21 protein-coding genes are annotated in these 14805 nt (G+C 57.7%); 14 read left to right on the top strand and 7 right to left on the bottom strand.

The window, feature by feature from the left end; genetic code table 11:
• The first annotated feature begins 15 nt into the window (after positions 1-15).
• The gene (locus ABWH92_RS02895) at positions 16-462 is read left to right on the top strand and encodes a hypothetical protein (RefSeq protein ID WP_375571983.1); all 447 of its coding nucleotides are present in this window, start codon (positions 16-18) and stop codon (positions 460-462) included.
• Positions 463-486: 24 nt separating this feature from the next.
• Positions 487-1143, top strand: coding sequence for a CDGSH iron-sulfur domain-containing protein (locus tag ABWH92_RS02890; RefSeq protein ID WP_375571981.1), 657 nt, complete (start codon positions 487-489; stop codon positions 1141-1143).
• 58 nt (positions 1144-1201) lie between these two features.
• Here ABWH92_RS02890 and ABWH92_RS02885 read toward each other — a convergent pair whose 3' ends face one another.
• Positions 1202-1684 carry an SRPBCC domain-containing protein gene (locus tag ABWH92_RS02885; protein WP_375571979.1) on the bottom strand — a complete coding sequence of 161 codons (483 nt, stop codon included), beginning with the start codon at positions 1682-1684 and terminating at the stop codon, positions 1202-1204.
• 104 nt (positions 1685-1788) lie between these two features.
• Between ABWH92_RS02885 and ABWH92_RS02880 the strand changes: the two genes are divergently transcribed.
• Positions 1789-2127 carry a winged helix-turn-helix transcriptional regulator gene (locus ABWH92_RS02880; RefSeq protein ID WP_375571977.1) on the top strand — a complete coding sequence of 113 codons (339 nt, stop codon included), beginning with the start codon at positions 1789-1791 and terminating at the stop codon, positions 2125-2127.
• A 33-nt stretch (positions 2128-2160) separates the two neighbouring features.
• On the opposite strand, the gene ABWH92_RS02875 is transcribed toward ABWH92_RS02880, so the two are convergent.
• Positions 2161-3051 (bottom strand): LysR family transcriptional regulator, encoded by an 891-nt coding sequence (locus ABWH92_RS02875; RefSeq protein ID WP_375571975.1) that lies wholly within the window; start codon positions 3049-3051, stop codon positions 2161-2163.
• A gap of 95 nt (positions 3052-3146) precedes the next feature.
• Here ABWH92_RS02875 and ABWH92_RS02870 point away from each other — a divergent pair, with 95 nt between their 5' ends.
• From ABWH92_RS02870 to ABWH92_RS02855, 4 genes are all read left to right on the top strand, one after another.
• Positions 3147-3431, top strand: coding sequence for a DUF2218 domain-containing protein (locus ABWH92_RS02870; RefSeq protein WP_375571973.1), 285 nt, complete (start codon positions 3147-3149; stop codon positions 3429-3431).
• A 28-nt stretch (positions 3432-3459) separates the two neighbouring features.
• Positions 3460-4356, top strand: coding sequence for an MBL fold metallo-hydrolase (locus ABWH92_RS02865; RefSeq protein ID WP_375571972.1), 897 nt, complete (start codon positions 3460-3462; stop codon positions 4354-4356).
• A 67-nt stretch (positions 4357-4423) separates the two neighbouring features.
• A complete protein-coding gene (locus ABWH92_RS02860) occupies positions 4424-4918 on the top strand; it encodes a nuclear transport factor 2 family protein (protein ID WP_375571970.1) in 495 nt (164 codons plus the stop codon).
• A 35-nt stretch (positions 4919-4953) separates the two neighbouring features.
• On the top strand, positions 4954-5103 hold the full coding sequence (locus ABWH92_RS02855; protein WP_375571968.1) for a hypothetical protein: 150 nt from the start codon (positions 4954-4956) through the stop codon (positions 5101-5103).
• A gap of 17 nt (positions 5104-5120) precedes the next feature.
• Here ABWH92_RS02855 and ABWH92_RS02850 read toward each other — a convergent pair whose 3' ends face one another.
• Positions 5121-5531 carry a tellurite resistance TerB family protein gene (locus ABWH92_RS02850; protein ID WP_375571966.1) on the bottom strand — a complete coding sequence of 137 codons (411 nt, stop codon included), beginning with the start codon at positions 5529-5531 and terminating at the stop codon, positions 5121-5123.
• A gap of 130 nt (positions 5532-5661) precedes the next feature.
• On the opposite strand from ABWH92_RS02850, the gene ABWH92_RS02845 reads away from it, so the two are divergent.
• The 4 genes from ABWH92_RS02845 to ABWH92_RS02830 are packed head-to-tail and all read left to right on the top strand — an operon-like array spanning position 5662 to position 9381.
• Positions 5662-7305: a lysine--tRNA ligase gene (locus ABWH92_RS02845; protein ID WP_375571964.1), complete on the top strand. Its 1644-nt coding sequence runs from the start codon at positions 5662-5664 to the stop codon at positions 7303-7305.
• 2 nt (positions 7306-7307) lie between these two features.
• On the top strand, positions 7308-7718 hold the full coding sequence (locus tag ABWH92_RS02840; protein WP_375571962.1) for a nuclear transport factor 2 family protein: 411 nt from the start codon (positions 7308-7310) through the stop codon (positions 7716-7718).
• A 12-nt stretch (positions 7719-7730) separates the two neighbouring features.
• Entirely contained in the window at positions 7731-8633 is a 903-nt protein-coding gene (locus ABWH92_RS02835) for a rhodanese-related sulfurtransferase (protein WP_375571960.1), read from the top strand.
• Positions 8634-8640: 7 nt separating this feature from the next.
• Positions 8641-9381: a sulfite exporter TauE/SafE family protein gene (locus tag ABWH92_RS02830; protein ID WP_375571958.1), complete on the top strand. Its 741-nt coding sequence runs from the start codon at positions 8641-8643 to the stop codon at positions 9379-9381.
• 27 nt (positions 9382-9408) lie between these two features.
• Here the strand turns inward: ABWH92_RS02830 and ABWH92_RS02825 are convergent, their stop codons facing one another.
• The 4 genes from ABWH92_RS02825 to ABWH92_RS02810 all read right to left on the bottom strand — a co-directional run bounded on the left by ABWH92_RS02825 (position 9409) and on the right by ABWH92_RS02810 (position 11675).
• Complete coding sequence (locus ABWH92_RS02825; RefSeq protein ID WP_375571957.1) at positions 9409-9855, bottom strand: ABA4-like family protein; 447 nt, start codon at positions 9853-9855, stop codon at positions 9409-9411.
• A gap of 110 nt (positions 9856-9965) precedes the next feature.
• Positions 9966-10394, bottom strand: a complete 429-nt coding sequence (arfB, locus tag ABWH92_RS02820; protein WP_375571955.1) for an alternative ribosome rescue aminoacyl-tRNA hydrolase ArfB — start codon at positions 10392-10394, stop codon at positions 9966-9968.
• A 12-nt stretch (positions 10395-10406) separates the two neighbouring features.
• Entirely contained in the window at positions 10407-11024 is a 618-nt protein-coding gene (locus ABWH92_RS02815) for a thermonuclease family protein (RefSeq protein WP_375571953.1), read from the bottom strand.
• Positions 11025-11675 (bottom strand): helix-turn-helix transcriptional regulator, encoded by a 651-nt coding sequence (locus ABWH92_RS02810; protein WP_375571952.1) that lies wholly within the window; start codon positions 11673-11675, stop codon positions 11025-11027. It lies immediately after the preceding gene.
• A 281-nt stretch (positions 11676-11956) separates the two neighbouring features.
• On the opposite strand from ABWH92_RS02810, the gene ABWH92_RS02805 reads away from it, so the two are divergent.
• Genes ABWH92_RS02805 through ABWH92_RS02795 form a run of 3 tightly spaced genes read left to right on the top strand, consistent with a single transcriptional unit; the run spans position 11957 to position 14785 of the window.
• Positions 11957-12307, top strand: a complete 351-nt coding sequence (locus tag ABWH92_RS02805; RefSeq protein ID WP_375571950.1) for a DUF952 domain-containing protein — start codon at positions 11957-11959, stop codon at positions 12305-12307.
• Between the two features lie 10 nt (positions 12308-12317).
• Positions 12318-13373 carry a quinone-dependent dihydroorotate dehydrogenase gene (locus tag ABWH92_RS02800; RefSeq protein ID WP_375571948.1) on the top strand — a complete coding sequence of 352 codons (1056 nt, stop codon included), beginning with the start codon at positions 12318-12320 and terminating at the stop codon, positions 13371-13373.
• A 41-nt stretch (positions 13374-13414) separates the two neighbouring features.
• The gene (locus ABWH92_RS02795; RefSeq protein ID WP_375571946.1) at positions 13415-14785 is read left to right on the top strand and encodes a glutamate--cysteine ligase; all 1371 of its coding nucleotides are present in this window, start codon (positions 13415-13417) and stop codon (positions 14783-14785) included.
• Positions 14786-14805 lie beyond the last annotated feature (20 nt).

Genomic DNA, 14805 nt, shown 5'->3' with positions numbered 1-14805 from the left:
AAAGGGGTTTTGACCATGACAAGGAACCAAATGCTAGCGCTTAAAGCTGCAGCCATCCTGTGGGTTGTATGGGGCTTGGTCCATATGTTCGCTGGGGTGATGACCATCACGCAAGACACCGCGGGGTCGGTCGCTGGCATCGCCGATGCTGTGGACCCAGCCCTTCTGGCTGGCGATTACCATCCCGCCGTTGGCGCTGTCCTCAATCAGCACGGTTTCAACCTGCTTTGGATTGGTACGTACACACTGATCGCAGCCATCTTTATCTGGCGGGCCAACCTCACCGCCATTTGGACAGCAGCCATTGTCGGTGGCGTTACCGATGTTGGCTACTTCATCTTCATGGATCTGGGCGGCTTCGTGAACTTTGTCCCTGGCACCGTCATGACACTAGTCTCCGCCTCAGCCATACTGCTCAGTGTGCCGCTATGGTGGATCAACCGATCCGAGGCAGCCGGATAAAGCAATGTATGGCGGATGAGGGCGATGACTGACACCCCAACCATATCCTTGAAAGAAGATGGCCCACTGCTGGTTGCCAATGGCCCTGGCGTTACCGATGCGACGGGCGAAACGTCACAGCCCAAACCGATGATAGCGCTGTGTCGCTGCGGAGCATCAGCCAACAAGCCCTTCTGCGATGGCAGCCATTCCAAGGCGGGCTTCAAAAGCGCGCCAGATCACAGCAATCTACGCAATGCTGCGGTCACCTATTCAGGCGTTGCCGACGGCGTTGATGTTACCATCAGCTACACCCCTGTTCTGTGCACCCATGCCGCACAGTGTCAGGCTCGTGCCGGATCGGTCTTTGATCCGCGCGAGAAGCCTTGGGTCCAACCCGATGGTGGAAAGCTCGACGAAATCCTTGATGTGATGGCGGCCTGTCCGTCGGGGGCTTTGCGCGTTTCTGTTGGGAACGCACACGAACAGCATCTGACCACCGGTGATGTGTCGATCAGCATAGAGCCGAACGGTCCCTATCACGTAACCAATCTGGCCCTTGAAGCCGAATTCAACGGTGTTGGCGCAAGCAAGACCAAATACTCGCTCTGCCGATGTGGATTGTCGAAGAACAAACCATTCTGCGATGGATCCCATTATGACGCCAGATGGACCGACACAGGTGACCAGCAAAGCAGCTAACGCCATCGACGAAGCCAATTTCGGCGTTGTCTAGATTTCAATTTCGCGATGGCCCGCACTACGGGGCGCTGTGTGGGCTAGGTTCTGCACCATCCAAGAACGCCTTTAGACTGCTCTTGAAAAAGTGGTTCCAGCCGTCCTGGCAGATGTCCCAACACGCTAGCTGTGGCGTGAGGCCATCATGGGTCATCGAAATCTGTGTACCGGTGTCTGTTGCATCAAACTGCCAATGGATCAGCGTTCCCATCCATTCCTGTTCAATCGTTTCAGGCTGCCCCTCAACGCTGTGGCGGGCATCGACACAGCGCATCGTGATCAGATTTGGATGCTCAATCGTGACGGCCTCAAAGGTCCAAAAACCGAAATGTGGTGGGAAGATCACTTTCACCCGATCACCGATGCTCTCAAGCTGTCCTTCGGTCGTCTTGGTCCACCACTGATCCATCTCCGTGGCGATGGCCTCAAAACTGCGCGCCGGTGAGGCGGCGACGTCAATCGAGGCGGCATAGTTTTGTATGTTGGGGTGCAAGAGTGTTTGCATGTCGAAGCCTTTCTTGATGAGCCTGACACACTAAGCAATGCATAGGGTTTGAAAAGTAGGCAGTTTTTTCGTACTAAAGTATCAAAAAGATACTATTGGATCATATGATGGACACCAAGACCCAAACCGACCTCTGCCCAGCGCCGCTCGTGTTTGCGATGATCGGTGGCAAATGGAAGCTGACCATTCTCCAAATCTTGATCTTTCACGGCACCAAACGGTTTGGGGAGTTACGACGAGAGATCGACGGCATCACCCAGACCATGCTCACCAAGCAGCTTCGTGCGTTGGAGGACGATGGTTTGGTCCAGCGTCAGATCTATGCCGAGGTGCCGCCACGCGTGGAATACAACGCAACCGATGACGCCTTGGCACTGAGACCTGCTTTTGAGGCGATGCACAGCTGGTGGGTCGGCAGGAGAGCGCCTTCGACCTCAAAATGAAGCGAGCGATGACGGTGATGCCCTAGAAACTGATCAGCTTGGCGACTTCTGCGTTGCCGTTAAGAAATCCACAAGCCTGCGCGTTAGTTTCTTTTGAGCACCGGTATCGGGCCAAACCGCATACACACCCAGCTCTGGCGGACGCCAACCCGGTAGCACTTCGACGAGCGCGCCGGTCTTCAGCTCTGCTTCCACCTCACTGTGGGGTAGGCGCTGAATGCCAAGTCCGGCCAAAATAGCAGCCTTGGCGGCTGCCACCGTATCAACTTCAATGCGGATATGCTCCGGTTCAAGGATCACCTCTTCGCCCTTTCTTTGCAGCGCCACTGAGGTGGGCAGCATGGTCATGGCGATAAACGCGCAATGCTTCAGGTCATGCGGTGTCGCCAGTTTCTCCAGGCTTTGAAGGTAATCGGGCGAGGCCACCATGGTGCGCTGGAAGGTGCCGATGCGCCGGCTCATCAGGCTGCTATCGGCAAGAACGCCTAGGCGAATGCCAAGGTCAAACCCCTCCCGTATCAGGTCGACCTGGCGATCAACGCTGTGTAATGTCAGCGCGATCATCGGATGCTCAAGCGCAAACGCCCAAACCGCCTGATGAAGCCGCGTGTTGATGCCAAAGGTAGGTAGGGTTACGCGCAGAGCCCCAACCAGATGGTCCAGATCATCGGCCAGAAGATCCAACGCATCTTCAGCGGATGCCACCATCTGCTGTGCCGCTGGAAGCACCTTCTCGCCCTCCAGAGTCAAGGAGAGCGAGCGCGTGGACCGATAAAAGAGCGAGGCGCCGAGCCGCGCCTCTAGTTTCGAGATGTGGTGGCTGACCACCGACGTGGAAAGCTTGAGCCGACGCGCCGCGCCACTGAAACTGCCTGCCTCGGCCACGGCAGCAAACGCAGCCAGCCCTTTGTAATCATCCGCCATATTTCGATTTTTTCGAACAGTGATTGAGATATTACATGGGTAATCAAAAAAACATGCCTCGTCTATCTCTGTTGGCCAGCAACAGGATAGTGGCCATGAAACACGCGACAGCAACGTTCCAGACACCCAACGCCAGCCGGTATCTCCAGCAGCTTTGCAAGCACTTTGGGCACAAAGTGCCAACCACGTTCACCGCGAGCAAGGGGCGCATCACCTTTCCGTTCGGCGAGTGCGAGCTCTCCGCTTCAGAAACAGCTCTGACGATGCGGGCGAGCGCAGGTGCGTTCAAACTGCGCAAGCTTGAGCGGGTGATCACCGATCACCTCGCCCGCTTCGCATTTCGCGAAACGCCCACGCTGACCTGGCAACGCACCTCTTAAATCACCTAACCCCAAGGGAGTATGATTGATGACCCATTCCACCTCGCCAACCTTATCGCGACGTACCCTGCTTAAAGGGGCAACGCTCTCCATCGGCGCGGCTGCGCTGCTGCGCGAAACACTGAAACCCTTGCGCGTTAGGGCCCAAGGCGGAGATTTGCCCGCCGGAACGGTGCACACCTTTTCCAAAGGCGGTGTTACGTTTCACACCTATGTGTCACCCTCTCAGGCGGTGAACGTCACGTCGCACATTGTGGAGTTTGACGACCAGCTTCTGTTGGTCGATGCGACCTTCATTCCACCAACAGCAATGGAAGTCGCCGGCACCATCGCCGCAACGGGCAAACCGGTGGGCATGGCCGTGCTCAGCCATGAGCACCCCGATCATTGGAGCGCCGCCGATGTCTTTGAAGGCGTGCGGTTCTCCACCCTGCCTGCCATTCGAGAGGCCGTGATCGCTGAAGCGGCTGCCGGTGATGGTCAAGCCCCTGCCAATGTGGTGGAGGGCGCCGATATTGCGATTGGCATGACAGAGATGTCGGGCGTGCCTGTTGAGTTCCGTCACTATGAAAACACCGAAGCGCCGCACATCATCGCCACGGTCTTTCCCGAACAGCAGGTCGCGATCGTGCAAGACCTTGTTTACAACGGCGTCTTCTTCGCGCCGGGCGTTGATCGTGCCAACTGGATTGCGACGTTGGAAAGCCTGCGTGACGATCCGGCCTGTGAGACGCTTTTGGTCGGTCATGGATTGCCGACAACACGTGGCGATCTCGATACCGCGATCGCCTACATCAAAGTGATGGATGAGGCGATGAACACCGCCGCGTCTCCTGATGATGCAGCCGCCAGCATCAAGGCGGCCTTTCCTGGCTATGGCGGAGACTTCTTGCTCAGCTTGATCCCCGAGTACTGGACGCGGTGATCGCCGGGGCGGCCGCTAAGCGCGTCCCCCGGTATTGCAAGCCACACCCCCGATTGGAGTTTTAACGATGGACCGCAGAACTGTCCTCAAAGCATCGCTTGGCGCCGCCCTGGCGCTGACATTGGCAAAGCACGCAGGAGCACAAACAATGGACGCAACCAGCCAATCCTCCTTTGATACTGTCATGGCTTTTATGGGCGCCATGGGCGGCGGCGACATGGACGCCATGAGCGCGCTGATGGCCGACGATATGGTGTGGCACAATGAGGGTGACGCCACACTGCCATGGATCGGCGAGAGCGTCGGCAAAGAGGCGATCTTTGCCTTTTTGGGCGTGTTCTCGTCCAACCTTCAGACAACACTCTGGGAGAACACTGATGCGTTCGCCTTTGGCGACACTGTTGCTGTGTTCGGCAAAATGAATGGCATGACAACCCAGTCCGGACAGGAAATTGGCGAGTTCTCTTTCGCTCTGCGCGCCAAAGTCCGCAATGGCCAGGTGGTGCTTTGGCACTGGTTTGAAGACAGCTTTGCCGTCAGCCAAGCCTACCACGGGCGCTAAACCAGGTTCAGGTAAAGCCATGGCGTTCGGCAGATATGCCGGGCGCCAACCCACCGCCTTCAATTGGATTGCTCGGTCAGAAACCGCCGGTGCCAAGCGCCAAAGACAGTCCGATTAGCCTTTATATGGAAGGCATCAAAGACGGGCGTGTCTGCGAGGCGGTGACCAAGTACACCGGCACTTAGAGGCAGATGAAAACCACTCAGATTCCGCGATAGCGAGCCATGGCGCTGCGCTCCAGTGCGGCCACGGTTAGCTTGTCGAGCTCCAGTGCATCACGCAGCATTTGAAGCACGCGCAGCTCTTCTTGGCGCAGCGACAGATCGGCCGCTGCCACCTCCACGCCGCACGCATAGGCCGTATCGCGCAGCCGCTCTGGGATTGCTTCTGCAATCGCTTTGACCACCGAGTCCAACCCACCCTCTTCTGACAAAGCAAGGCTTGCTGTCTCCGATGTCGCCACCAGGCGATCATGCGAATAGCCGTCAAACACCGGGAAAGAGGAGACGATCTGACCGATCTTGGCCAGTTCTTCGTCTTTCATTGCGCGGTCGGATGCCGAAACCAACACCATCAGCATAACAAGGGCGTCTTGGGCGGTGATATCAGACATGGGCAATCCTTTGGCAGTCTCGGCGGTGCTGGGTGGCTAGCCGCCAATTGTGTTTCGTCAGGCCTCAAGCTAGGAACGCGATCACCGCCGCACAAGATGTGCCGGCCCTAGAACTTTGGAAAAACCCCCAATGCCGACGCTTGCTCCCGCCGATCTTGATCCCGACCTCTTAGATGCTGCCACACGCGCCAAAGCCTGGCCATTTGAAGAAGCGCGCAAGCTGGTCAAACGGATTGAGAAATCGGGCAAGACCGATCCAGTGGTTTTTCAAACCGGCTACGGTCCTTCTGGCCTGCCACACATCGGCACCTTTGGCGAGGTCGCCCGCACCACCATGGTGCGCCACGCCTTTCATGTGCTGACAGGCGGCAAGGTTGAAACGCGGCTGATCGCCTTTTCTGATGACATGGACGGCATGCGCAAAGTGCCAGGCAATGTGCCCAATCAGGATATGCTGGAGGCGCATCTCGGCAAGCCGTTGACGGTTGTTCCCAGCCCGTTTTCCAATGAGCATCAGAGCTTCGCTCACCACAACAATGCCAAGCTGCGCGCCTTTCTCGATGGGTTTGGGTTCGACTATGAGTTCGCCTCGGCCACCGACTATTACAAGTCCGGCAAGTTCGATGACATGCTGGTGCGCACGCTCGAGCGCTACCAGAAGATCATGGACATCATGCTGCCAACGTTGGGCGAGGAGCGGCAGGCGACCTACTCACCCATCCTACCCATCTCACCAACCACGGGCCGTGTGCTCTACGTGCCGATGAAAGAGGTGAACCCAGCTGACGCGACGGTCACCTTTGAGGACGAAGATGGCCGCGACGTCACGCTGGACGTTCGCGGCGGCAATGTGAAGCTGCAATGGAAGCCTGACTTTGGCATGCGCTGGGCGGCGCTGGATGTCGATTTTGAGATGTTCGGCAAAGACCACCAGAACAATTCTGTCATCTATGACCGCATCTGCAAAGCGCTGGGCGGCACGCCGCCGGAGCATTATGTGTTTGAGCTTTTCCTCGATGATAAGGGCGAGAAAATCTCAAAAACCAAGGGCAATGGTATCTCCATCGATGAGTGGCTGAACTACGCTTCGCCGGAGAGCTTGGCGCTGTTCATGTTCCAAAAGCCGCGCACGGCCAAACGGCTCTATTTCGATGTGATTCCGAGGGCGGTGGACGAATACTTCCAGCATCTGGGTGCTTTTGAGCGTCAGGATGCCAACCAGAAGCTCGGCAATCCCGCCTATCACATCCATGCCGGTGATCCGCAGCCGGTAGAATTGCCGGTGAACTTCTCCATGCTCTTGAACCTTGCCAGTGCTGCCAATGCTCATGATGAGGATGTGCTTTGGGGCTTCATCTCGCGCTATGCCGAGGGCTTGAAGAAGGGCGACAATCCCACCTTCGACGCGCTGGTCGGTTCAGCAGTGCGCTACTTTGAAGATCGGGTGGCACCGAACAAAAAATATCGTGCGCCAAGCGATGAGGAGCAGGCGGCGCTTCAAGACCTTGATGCCAAGCTTGCTGATTTGCAGGGTGCAGATGCCCAAACGCTGCAAGGCGCCGTGTACGAAGTGGGGCGCACACACTTCCCCGACCCGAACAAGCCCAACAAGGATGGCACGCCGGGTGTTTCCGTCACCTGGTTTTCCGCGCTCTATCAAATCCTGCTTGGCGAGGAAAAGGGCCCGCGCTTCGGTTCCTTCGTGGAGCTTTATGGGGTGCCTGAGACCCGCGCCTTGATTGCCAAAGCGCGAGCCGGTGACTTGGTGGGATAGCTATGCCGCTGATCAAACTGCCCAAACTGCGCAAAGGCTCCAAACTGCCGCCCATGGTGGTGGACTTCATCGAAGCTTACAACGCTCGAGATGTTGAGGGGATGCTGGCTGACGTTAGCGATGATGTCATGTATCGGCACTATTGCGATGCGGGCGTGCTTTTCAAAGCCGGTGACAAGGATACGTTTGAAGCGGCCCTGCACGATGACTTAAGCGCCTTCAAGCAGCGCACCCAGATGGTGAAAACATCCATGACCATGCTGGGCAGCACCGTGTTGACCACCCAGTTTGATGCTGTCGTGGCTAAAGACCTGCCCAATGGCTGGACGGCGGGCCAATCTATCACGCTGCCAGCGGCAGCGGAGTTTCAGTTTCGCGATGACAAGATCGCCAACATTACACTACGTACGTGACGGAACTTGCCCATGCATACTGTCGTTGCCCTCTATCATTTTGCCAAAGTACCTGATCCGCAGGCCGTGCAGGCACCTTTGAAAGCCCTGTGCGATGAGGTGGGACTAAAGGGTATCCTGCTGATTGCCGCGGAGGGCATCAACGGCACCATCGCTGGGCCGCGTTCTGGTATCGACGCCGTGCTTGCTAATATTCGTGCACTGCCTGGCTTTGCTGACCTGGAATGGAAGGAAAGCAGCGCACAGGACAAGCCGTTCAAGCGGATGAAGGTGCGGCTGAAACGCGAAATCGTCACCATGGGCCAGCCGGATGTCGATCCGACCTGTGCTGTTGGTCGCTATGTTGAGCCAGAGGACTGGAACGCCTTTGTCAGCCAGCCTGATGTTGCGGTCATCGACACGCGCAACAGCTATGAGGTGTCGATTGGCACCTTTGAGGGCGCCATTGATCCAGGCACGCGCACCTTCGGCCAGTTCCCTGCATGGTGGGAGGAAAACGCCGAGCGCTTCCACAACAAGAAGATCGCGATGTTCTGCACCGGTGGCATCCGCTGCGAAAAGTCCACCGGCTATCTCATCGGTCAGGGTGTTGAAGAGGTCTATCACCTCAAGGGTGGCATCCTAAAATATCTGGAAACTGTGCCCGCCGAAGAAAGCCTATGGCGCGGCGACTGCTTCGTGTTCGATGAGCGCGTCTCAGTGGGTCACGGCTTGGTTGAAGGTCAGCACACGCTGTGCCGTGCATGTGGCCGTCCGCTGGATGAGGCGGAACGCAATCACCCAGCCTATGAAAAAGGGGTGCAGTGCGAGCATTGCGTCGACGAGTACACAGACAAAGCCCGCGCCCGCTTCCGCCAACGCCAACAGCAGATGGATCAAGAGGCAGCGCGCCTATCTGCCGTCGCCGCCGAGTAGCGCGCTTATGACGTTTTGGATTGTTGCGGGCCTGGCGGCCTTTATCTTGGGTCTTTCCAAGGGTGGCATGCCCGTTGTTGCAATCCTTTCTGTCCCGCTTTTGTCGCTCCTTATGGACCCAGCCTTGGCAGCGGGGTTGTTGTTGCCGCTCTATCTCATTGCCGACTGTTACGCGCTCTATCTCTTCCGCAAGGCATTTTCCGTCCGCAACTTGAAAATCCTTATTCCAGCCGTCGGCGTCGGCGTGGTGATCGCAACCTTCGCGGTGTCATCGGTTCCCGCTGACGGGGTGAAGCTGTTGCTGGCCCTCATCGGCTTTTCCTACCTCTTCAATGCCATTCGCAAACGCTTGGCGCAGCGTGAGGTGGAGCCAAAGCCAGCCGATGTGCCACGTGGCCTCTTCTGGGGCACGCTGGCCGGTATCACCAGTTACATCGCCCATTCTGGCGGCCCGCCTTACCAAGCGTATGTGCTGCCGCAAAAGCTGGAAAAGATGAGCTATCTGGGCACCACGGCCATCGTCTTTGCATGCCTGAACTGGATGAAAGTGCCAGCCTATATCTATGTCGGGCAAATGCATTGGCAGAGCATTCAACAGGCGCTCTGGCTTGCTCCGTTCGCGCTTTTGGGCGCCTGGAGCGGCGCCCAAATCAGCCGTTTGCTGCCCGAAAAGATCTTCTTTCTTCTGATCGAGATCGCCCTGGGGCTGGTCTCGGTGAAGCTGCTTTATGAAGTGCTGTTTCAATAGCGCTTACAAGCAGCAGGCCACCGGCTCTTACTCAATCAAGCTCAGGTGGTCTTTTCCCTGGAAAAAACGGATCGCCATGTACACCAGCAAGCCGAAAGGGCCGAGCAGGAAGGTTAGCAACATGGCCGGGGCTGCAAGCCAGTGCGAGATGCCGCGACGCAGTGCATCGCGCCCGGTCCAAGCGCCAACGAACAGGTCAAACGCCAAATAGTGGGTCCATCCCAGCAGGATACCATTTGGATGATCGAAAAGGCCCATCACACCGCCTAGAGAGGTGAAGCTCGCATCAGCTGACGCAGCGCCCAGAAACAGGTGATTGAACAGAAAAACCGCATAGATGGCGCAGTAGATGGTGGGATAGATGCCACCATGAACCAGCGTGCGGGTAACCTGCCACCGCGGTGCAAGAAGGAGCATCAGCCAGGCAGGGACAGCGGCCAAGTTGATCACGGTGAAGGCGGTTTGGTAGAGCATGGGGTATCCATATGGTGGGGGGAAGGGATTGGCCGCCAGGATAAAACAAAGCGTTTTTAATCACCTGAGATTCTAGCCGTCATCGCTGCGCTTTGGCGTCGCAGATACGCTCAATCCAAGCTGATCTTGCCACTGCGCGCTTTCTTCACCGCCCCACGTTTGGTCTTGCTTTCAAGCCGTCGCTTCTTTGAGCCCAGCGTCGGTTTAGTCGCGATGCGTCGCTTGGGCACGTGAGCTGCCTTACGGATAACGCCAAACAATCGGTCCCTTGCATCTTTGCGATTCATCTCCTGAGTGCGATGGCGGTCTGCCAGGATCACCAGCACGCCGTCTTTGGTCAGACGGCTGTCGCCAGAGCTCAGGATTTTGTCGCGCACCCGCTCAGGCAGGTTGGGAGACTGGCGCACATCAAAGCGTAGCTGCACCGCGCTTGAAACTTTGTTGACGTTTTGCCCGCCAGGTCCGCTGGCGCGCACGAAGCTCTCGTGCAGTTCATCATCGAACAGTGAAATGGAGTTGGTGACAGAAAGAAGCGCCATGGCGATTGATCTCTATCGCGCTGTGATGCTCGCCCACAAGCCGCGCTGCTCAGCGCGTGCTGTGGTTTCAGCCGCTCGCAACTCTGGGCTCGCCGTTCCATCGGCAAAGGCCCAACCTTGTGCCACCACCCAGAGCGAAAGGTCGTTGTCGCCAGCGGTGCAGACTGCGGTGTGGTCGTCTCCTGCATCCTCGCGCAAACCCAGTGTGCAAGAAACAGATCGGCGGCCTACAAACCGCCGCATGGCCGTACGTGCCAAAACCTCGCATGCTGGTGTGCGGCCATCATCAAGGCGGCAGACAGCATCCGCAGCGACGCGTTGCGTGCCCGCCAAGGTCACCATGCCGCGACGGGTGCGCAGCCTGTTGACCTCTTCAACCACCACGATGCCAAGGTTCACAGGGCGAGGCGGTGGCGGCGCGACCACAGGCGCTGGCAAACGTTCCAGTGTCGCGCCCGGTTCAGGCGCATGAACTGCCGACCCCGGGATGACCTGACGGACGTCGGGCAGTGTTTCTATGATCACAATTGGTTCGGGAGGTGTGCTGCCCGCCTCTTCCTCTTCAGGCGGTGCGTCCTGCGGTGAGCAGGCGGTGACGAACACAACGCCCACCATCAGAAGCCAGCGCACCTACTGGCTAGCCCACACAATGCGCGCAATCCACTCAATGTCATCTCTGGCGATTTTGCGATCAGGGTGCTCATTGTTCAGCGAGTGCAGTTCCACATGGCTGTTGGTTTGGCGCTGAAGAATTTTGGCCAGCACCTCGCCGGACTTGGTGCGCACCACCACGCGATCATTGCGGCGCACCTGTCCGTTGGGCGACACGACGATGATGTCGCCATCGCGGTAAAGCGGCAGCATGGAATCGCCAGAGACCTCCAGCGCATAGCATTGGTCATCGCCAAGATCCGGCACAGAGATCGCATCCCAGCCGTGGCCAGCGGGAAAACCGGAATCATCGAAAAAGCCACCATCACCAGCTTGCGCAAAGCCGATCACCGGCACCACATCGCTGATCCGGCGTGACGGACGCCCCTTGGTTTCCAGCGCACCGCCACCGAACAGTTCAGCGAAACTGTCAAAGTCCTCACCAGTGGCATCAAGCACCTTGAACAGCGACTCCGTCGACGGCCAGCGAGGGCGTCCATCTTGGGCAAAGCGTTTGGAGCGGTTGAAGGCCGTAGCATCCAGTCCCGCTTGTTTGGCCAGCGCCGATACCGACAAAGCGTGACGACTGGCCAACGCATCGATGGCTGACCAAATCTGCGTGTGCGACATGGTGATGGGGTCCTTGAATAGGAAAGAAGACCTATTTTTTGGTAAGTCAGGCATGTGTTCCTGTCCACGTCCGTAAAATTGCAAACTCTAGGAATACAACCTTAACGAGATGATGGCGCTTCGTGCAGCCTCTTGTTCTTGAAACGTTCCGTTTTCTGACAGCCCATGCATTTCTGCATCACTGATAAAACGTTGCCACTCTGTTTCTTGCACTTGGACACCATTGACCCTGCTTGGTGCTGGGCCTACCCCGTGGCCAGCAGAGTGATGGAGCGGCAAACGTGACGACGTTGGTTTTCAAGATTGAATCCGAAGAGGTTTGGCATGCCGCGCAGGCCGCGGGCGTCTACACTGGTGCGCCGGTCGATCATGCCGATGGGTTCATCCACCTCTCAGCGGCTGATCAGGTGCTGGGCACGCTGGAAAAGCACTTTGCCGATCGCGCCAGCCTCGTGCTGATCGCTTACAAAGCCGAGGCGTTGGGGTCTGACTTGCACTGGGAGGTCTCGCGTGGTGGTGCCCTGTTCCCGCATTTGTATGCCCACCTTGATCCAGGCCTCGCGCTGGCAGTGCGGCCGATCCCCGACCCACATGATCTTTCAGGCTTTGCCGATTTGGGGATCGAAGCATGAGGGGAGATACATGAGTTTTGACCCTTGGCCCCTGGCGCGCCGTTTGGTCTTCGCCCGGCCGCCCGAGGAAGCCCATGGCTTGGCCATAAAGGGTTTGCGCGCGGGGCTAGTGCGCCCATCGACCAAGGCGACGAAGCCACGACCTCACCTTACCCGGATCGTTGCCGGTCTTACCTTCAAAAACCCGATCGGCATCGCCGCAGGGTTCGATAAGAACGGTGAGGTGCCCCTGCCAATTCTCGATCAGGGATTTGGCTTCACCGAAGTCGGGACAACCACACCCTATCCGCAAGCGGGTAATCCCAAGCCGCGCGTCTTTCGCCTGGTTGATGATGAAGCGATGATCAACCGGCTTGGCTTCAACAATGAAGGCCATGATGCGATGGCTCGACGGCTGGAAGCTTTGCCACCAAAAGGCCGTCGACCTGGAATCCTTGGCGTCAATATCGGCGCCAACAAGGACGCTGAGGATCGTATCGCCGATTATGTGACCGGGATGCGCCGCTTTGCGCTGCTCGGCGACTACATCACCATCAATATCTCATCGCCGAACACGCCTGGTCTGCGCGATCTTCAGGGCAAAGAGGCGCTGACCCGCCTGCTCAATGAAGCCCTGAATGCGCGGGAGGCAATATTGACCGCTGGCCAGACCTGCCCCGTGTTTGTGAAGATCGCGCCTGATCTGGATGAAGAAGGTCTTGCCGACACAGTTGAGGTGATTGAGGCCAGCCCAATTGAGGGCGTGATCGTTTCGAACACCACCAATGCCCGCCCGGCAACGCTGCGCTCGGGCAAGAAGAGCGAAACGGGTGGGCTTTCCGGCAAACCACTCTTTGAACCCTCCACCACCATGCTTGCGAAGGTGAAAGCCGCACTTGGTGACAACAAAGCGCTCATCGGTGTGGGCGGTGTTGATAGCGCGGCCACCGCACAGGCCAAGCTTGATACAGGGGCTGATCTTGTGCAGCTCTACACTGGCTATGTGTTCAAAGGGCCGGGATTGATCGGCGACATCTTGGCAGGCCTTGAAAAGCGCCCACTCGACACGACACGCGAACCGGCTTAATCGTCATTCAACGATAGACACAGCCCAAAAGGCTTAAACGATTGGCACGTGATAGCGACGACGCGACACCGCTTGGCGGTCGCGATGCGCTCGTGGCGTATCTGGCAGGGGGCGAGAAACCTTCGTCTGCCTTCCGCATCGGCACCGAGCACGAAAAATTCCCCTTTGCTCTCAACAATCATCGACCCGTTCCCTATGAGGGTTCAGGCGGCATCGAGCAGCTCTTACGCGGCATGGAAGGCTTGCTTGGCTGGGAGCCGATTCTCGATGAGGGTCGGATCATCGGTTTGGCCGACCCAACAGGTGGTGGGGCGATCAGCCTAGAGCCTGGCGGGCAGTTTGAACTCTCCGGTGCACCGCTGGAAAATCTGCACCAAACCTGCTCGGAAGTGCATGCCCACCTTGCCCAGCTTCGCGAAGTGGCCAATCCGCTGGAGATCGGGTTTTTGGGTCTCGGCCACTCGCCCACTTGGACGTTGGCAGAAACGCCGCAAATGCCCAAGTCACGCTATGCGATCATGTCCAATTACATGCCGAAGGTCGGCAAACGCGGGTTGGATATGATGTACCGCACCTGCACCATTCAGGTGAATCTGGATTTCAAAGACGAAGCCGACATGGTGCGCAAAATGCGTGTTGGCCTGGCGCTACAGCCAGTCGCTACTGCGCTCTTTGCCAACTCGCCCTTCACCGATGGCAAGGTGAACGGCATGCAGTCGGCCCGCGCCCATATCTGGCTGGATACCGACAACAACCGCGCTGGTGCTTTGCCGCAGGCCTTTGATGATGATTTCGGTTACGATGCCTACGTCGAGTGGGCGCTGGATGTGCCGATGTATTTCATTAAGCGCGGCTCCACCTATCACGATGTCACGGGCTCCAGCTTTCGCGATTTGATGGCAGGAACCCACGCCGCGGTTCCGGGCGAAAAAGCGACCCTGTCCGACTGGACCAACCATCTTTCCACACTGTTCCCGGACGTGCGGCTGAAGCGCTACATTGAAATGCGCGGCGCCGATGGCGGGCCCTGGGCGCGCATCTGTGCGCTGCCTGCCCTCTGGGTGGGGCTGATGTACGATGAGGCCGTGCTTGCCGAAGCTGAGACACTGGTGACGGACATGAGCGCTGAAGAGCGCGAGGCCATCCGTCAAACCGTGCCTGTTCATGGGCTGAAAGCACCGTTTCGCAACGGCACCGTGCAAGACCTTGCCCGCCAGATGGTAAGTCTTGCCAAGAAAGGCCTGACTGCTCGACAGAACATGAACCCATCGGGCAATGATGAAACGATTTTCCTGTCAGCTTTGGAGGAAGTCGTCGAAACAGGGCGCACCCCAGCCGACGTGCTGCTGGACCGCTATCATGGCAGCTGGAAAGGCGACCTGGATCGCATCTTCAAAGAGTTTGCTTACTGACCCCCACCCCTAACCCCTCC

This window comes from Ahrensia marina, assembly GCF_042140245.1.
In the GTDB taxonomy this organism is placed as follows: domain Bacteria; phylum Pseudomonadota; class Alphaproteobacteria; order Rhizobiales; family MH13; genus MH13.
Note: the sequence above shows the minus strand (reverse complement) of the source record. Positions and strands in the feature narration are given on the sequence as shown.